This window comes from Pseudomonas sp. (assembly GCF_049645325.1).
Lineage (GTDB): Bacteria > Pseudomonadota > Gammaproteobacteria > Pseudomonadales > Pseudomonadaceae > Aquipseudomonas.
Genome location: NZ_JBARTQ010000355.1, coordinates 1 through 4,655, shown reverse-complemented (window position 1 = coordinate 4,655; position 4,655 = coordinate 1). Strand labels below are relative to the sequence as shown.

Annotated in this window: 4 protein-coding genes; 1 reads left to right on the top strand and 3 read right to left on the bottom strand. The window is 61.2% G+C overall.

What is annotated here, in order from left to right:
* Positions 1–42: 42 nt before the first annotated feature.
* Genes WBB95_RS15820 through WBB95_RS15810 form a run of 3 tightly spaced genes read right to left on the bottom strand, consistent with a single transcriptional unit; the run spans position 43 to position 2,050 of the window.
* Positions 43–660, bottom strand: a complete 618-nt coding sequence (locus WBB95_RS15820) for a TPM domain-containing protein (protein WP_424488446.1) — start codon at positions 658–660, stop codon at positions 43–45.
* A 31-nt stretch (positions 661–691) separates the two neighbouring features.
* Entirely contained in the window at positions 692–1,420 is a 729-nt protein-coding gene (locus WBB95_RS15815) for a TPM domain-containing protein (protein WP_424488445.1), read from the bottom strand.
* Positions 1,421–1,438: 18 nt separating this feature from the next.
* Positions 1,439–2,050, bottom strand: coding sequence for a LemA family protein (locus WBB95_RS15810; RefSeq protein WP_424488444.1), 612 nt, complete (start codon positions 2,048–2,050; stop codon positions 1,439–1,441).
* Positions 2,051–2,294: 244 nt separating this feature from the next.
* Here WBB95_RS15810 and bglX point away from each other — a divergent pair, with 244 nt between their 5' ends.
* Positions 2,295–4,589: a beta-glucosidase BglX gene (gene bglX / locus WBB95_RS15805; protein WP_424488443.1), complete on the top strand. Its 2,295-nt coding sequence runs from the start codon at positions 2,295–2,297 to the stop codon at positions 4,587–4,589.
* The last annotated feature ends 66 nt before the right edge of the window (positions 4,590–4,655 follow it).

The following is a 4,655-nucleotide window of genomic DNA, read 5'->3' as shown; positions in this document are numbered from 1 at the left end:
TCGCGAGCAAGCCCGCTCCCACATTTAGAAAAATGTTGCTGGCTATTCAAGCACGACCAGCCGATTCGGCAGCTCATTACGCGTCTGCGTCATCGGCACATGCACCTTCAGCAACTCGCCGCAGGCTTCAATGCAGGCTATAAACCCCGCCAGCGTCTGCCCCTGCTTCACCTGCTGGGTGAACGCCTGGACGATTCCGTCCCAACTGCTGTCGTCCAGATGCCTGGAAATGCCCTCATCCACCAGGATTTCCACGTAACGCTCGGCCTCACTGACAAAAATCAGTACCCCGGTGCTGCCCAGCGTGTGGTGCAGGTTCTGCTCCAGAAACTGGCGCCGGGCCAGGTTCGACGCGCGCCAGTGGCGTACCGAACGCGGAATCAACCGCGTGGTGACCTTGGGCAGGCGAAACACCAGGCACAACACAATGAAAGTCGCCCATTGCGCCAGCAGCAAGGTGTACATGGTCAGGTAGCCCGACAGGTAATGCACCACGCCAGGCACCACCAACGCGATCAAGCTGGCCCACAACAGCGGGATGTAGGCGTAATCGTCGGCGCGGGCCGCCAGCACGGTCACCAACTCGGCGTCAGTGGTTTTTTCGACCCGGGCGATCGCTTCGGCGACTTGGCGCTGCTCATGTTCAGTCAGTAAGGCCATGGTTGTAGATGCTCTTTTCTCGTTATTGTCATTACCAGCCACCCGAGGCACCACCGCCGCCGAAACCACCGCCGCCGCCTCTGAAGCCACCGCCGCCGCCCCCGCCACCACCGCCGCGTCCACTGCTGCTGAGAATCGCCAACAGGATCGCGCCCACCGGCAGGCCCATGCGATTGCACAGCCACAACACGCCGATCAGCAGGATGAACAAGCCGATGGAAAACCCGGGATTGTCCTTGGCAAAGTTCGCATCCGCCACATGCGCCGGCACCGCCAGCGGCTCACCGCCCACCACCTGCAGCATCGCCGCCACACCGTCGCTGATGCCCTGGCTGTAGTTGCCGGCCTTGAACTTGGGCGTGATCACCTGATTGATGATCACCCACGACTGCGCATCCGTCAGCACACCTTCAAGGCCATAACCGACTTCGATGCGCAATGTGCGCTCATCACGGGCGACGATCAGCAGCGCGCCATTGTCCTTGCCCTTCTGGCCGATGCCCCACTGGCGGCCCAGTTGATAACCGTAGTCCTCAATCGGTACGCCTTGCAGGTCGGGCACGGTGACCACCACGATCTGGTCGCCGGTTTTTTGCTCAAGCTGCTCCAATTGCTGGGTGATCTGCTGGCGCACCGCCGGGTCGATCATCTGGGCGGTGTCCACCACCCGCCCGGTCAACGCCGGAAAGGTCAATGCTGCCTGGGCCGCGCCCACGCACGCCAGCAACCACAGCGCCAAGCCTATCCGTAATAAACGCATCGACACCTCAGAGAAGCCTTATTTGAACTTCACTTGCGGCGCTTTATCAGCGTCGGCACTGGTGGCTTCAAACGTGGCGCGGATCGGCAAGTCGCTGTACATCACGCTGTGCCACAGGCGGCCGGGGAAGGTGCGAATTTCGGTGTTGTACGCCTGCACGGCCTGGATAAAGTCGCGACGCGCCACGGCAATCCGGTTTTCCGTGCCTTCAAGCTGCGACTGCAAGGCCAGGAAGTTCTGGTTGGCCTTCAGGTCCGGGTAACGCTCAGACACCACCATCAAGCGGCTGAGTGCACCGCTCAGGCCATCCTGGGCTTGCTGGAACTGCTTGAGTTTTTCCGGGTTGTCGAGGGTGCTGGCATCCACCTGGATCGAGGTGGCCTTGGCCCGCGCTTCGATCACGGCCGTGAGGGTGTCTTGCTCATGGGCGGCGTAGCCCTTGACCACTTCCACCAGGTTGGGAATCAGGTCGGCGCGGCGTTGGTACTGGTTCTGCACCTGGCCCCAGGCGGCCTTGGCCTGTTCGTCCAGGGTTGGAATGGTGTTGATGCCGCAACCGCTCAGCACGCTGCTGATCAGTAACAAGGCCGCGGCTTTCAAGCCCCAGCGGTAATGATGTGCTGCTTGCATGGTGTTTCTCCTGCCCAAACTTGATGGAATGTGACGACTAACCCTTTAAACCACGCGCTTGGGGCATAATCCGCCGCCACCACTGGATTGCATTGAGCCAATCAGCTAAAAAGATGCCCAGCGCGAATAAGAGTTCAGAAGTGTGCTGCATTTACTGCGATAACACTCGAACAACAACATAGGTTCCCCACATTTTGGCAGAGCAGCGCAATTTCGCTGTGCAGTAAGCCGAAAAAGGATATTCATGAAAAAGCTGTGTTTGCTCGGCCTTGTCGCTGCCACTTTGGCCAGTCACCCCGTTTGGGCAGAAACAAAGCCTGCTGCGCTTAAAGACAAGGACGCCTTCGTCAGCGACCTGCTCAAGCAGATGACGCTGGATGAAAAGATCGGCCAATTGCGCCTGATCAGCATCGGCCCGGAAATGCCCCGCGAGCTGATCCGCAAGGAAATCGCCGCCGGCCGTATCGGCGGCACCTTCAACTCCATCACCCGCCCGGAAAACCGTCCGATGCAGGACGCGGCCATGCGCAGCCGGTTGAAGATCCCGATGTTCTTTGCCTACGACGTGATCCACGGCCATCGCACGATTTTCCCGATCAGCCTGGCCCTGGCCTCCAGCTGGGACATGGACGCCATCGGCCGCTCCGGGCGCATTGCCGCCCAGGAAGCCGCCGCCGACAGCCTCGACATCACCTTTGCACCGATGGTCGACATCTCCCGTGACCCGCGCTGGGGCCGCACCTCCGAAGGTTTCGGCGAAGACACCTACCTGGTTTCGCGCATTGCCGAAGTGATGGTCAAAGCCTTCCAGGGCACCAGCCCGGCGAATGCCGACAGCATCATGGCCAGCGTCAAGCACTTCGCCCTGTATGGCGCGGTGGAAGGCGGTCGCGACTACAACGTGGTCGACATGAGCCCGGTCAAGATGTACCAGGACTACCTGCCGCCCTACCACGCGGCAATCAAGGCCGGTTCTGGCGGCGTGATGGTGGCACTCAACTCGATCAACGGCGTGCCCGCCACGGCCAACACCTGGCTGATGAACGACCTGCTCCGCCGCGACTGGGGCTTCAAGGGCCTGGCCGTGAGCGACCATGGCGCGATCTTCGAGCTGATCAAGCACGGCGTCGCCAAAGACGGGCGTGAAGCTGCGAAGCTGGCGATCAAGGCCGGCATCGACATGAGCATGAACGACTCGCTCTACGGCAAGGAATTGCCCGGCCTGCTCAAGTCCGGCGAGATCGAACAGAGCGACATCGACAACGCCGTGCGTGAAGTGCTCGGCGCCAAGTACGACATGGGCCTGTTCAAAGACCCGTACCTGCGCATCGGCAAGGCCGAGGATGACCCGGCCGACACCTACGCCGAGAGCCGCCTGCACCGTGCCGATGCCCGCGACATCGCGCGCCGCAGCCTGGTCCTGCTGAAAAACCAGGACAACACGCTGCCGCTGAAGAAGTCTGCGACCATCGCCCTGGTCGGCCCGCTGGCCAAAGCCCCCATCGACATGATGGGCAGCTGGGCCGCCGCCGGCAAACCGGCGCAATCGGTGACCCTGCTCGACGGGATGAACGCCGTGATCGGCGAAAAAGGCAAAGTGATCTATGCGCGCGGCGCCAACATCACCAACGACAAGGCCGTGGTCGACTACCTCAACTTCCTCAACTTCGATGCGCCGGAAGTGGTGGATGACACCCGCCCGCCTCAGGAGATGATCGACGAAGCGGTGAAAGCGGCGAAAAGCGCCGACGTCGTGGTCGCCGCCGTGGGCGAGTCCCGTGGGATGTCCCACGAGTCCTCCAGCCGCACCGACCTGAACATCCCGCAAAGCCAGCGCGACCTGATCAAGGCCCTCAAAGCCACCGGCAAGCCGCTGGTGCTGGTGCTGATGAACGGTCGTCCGCTGTCGATTGTGGACGAGAACAAAGAAGCCGACGCCATTCTGGAAACCTGGTTCGCCGGCACCGAAGGCGGCAACGCAATCGCCGACGTGCTGTTTGGCGACTACAACCCGTCGGGCAAGCTGCCCATCACGTTCCCACGTTCGGTAGGCCAGATTCCGACTTACTACAACCACCTGACCATCGGCCGGCCGTTCACGCCGGGCAAGCCGGGCAACTACACCTCGCAGTACTTCGATGACGTCACCGGGCCGCTGTTTCCATTTGGTTATGGCCTGAGCTACAGCACCTTCAGCCTGTCGGACATGGCGCTGTCGTCCACCACCCTGAACAAGACCGGCAAGCTCGACGCCAGTGTCACCCTGAAAAACACCGGCAAGGTCGATGGCGAAACCGTGGTGCAGCTGTATATCCAGGACGTGGCCGGCTCGATGATCCGCCCGATCAAGGAGCTGAAGAACTTCCAGAAGGTCATGCTCAAGGCTGGCGAGGAGCGCACGCTGCACTTCACCATCACCGAGGAAGACTTGAAGTTCTACAACACCCAGCTCAAGTACGCGGCAGAGCCGGGCGAGTTCAATGTGCAGATTGGGCTGGATTCCCAAGATGTGCAGCAGCAGACGTTCGAGCTGCTCTGATCTAAAGCGGTAAGTGCAGCCAGCGTGGGAGCTGGCTTTGGTGGGAGCTGGCTTGCCTGCGATGCA

Coding starts and splice junctions, on each gene's coding strand:
- WBB95_RS15820 (WP_424488446.1), bottom strand. CDS start 660: ATGGCCTTACTGACTGAACATGAGCAGCGCCAAGTCGCCGAAGCGATC.
- WBB95_RS15815 (WP_424488445.1), bottom strand. CDS start 1,420: ATGCGTTTATTACGGATAGGCTTGGCGCTGTGGTTGCTGGCGTGCGTG.
- WBB95_RS15810 (WP_424488444.1), bottom strand. CDS start 2,050: ATGCAAGCAGCACATCATTACCGCTGGGGCTTGAAAGCCGCGGCCTTG.
- bglX (WP_424488443.1), top strand. CDS start 2,295: ATGAAAAAGCTGTGTTTGCTCGGCCTTGTCGCTGCCACTTTGGCCAGT.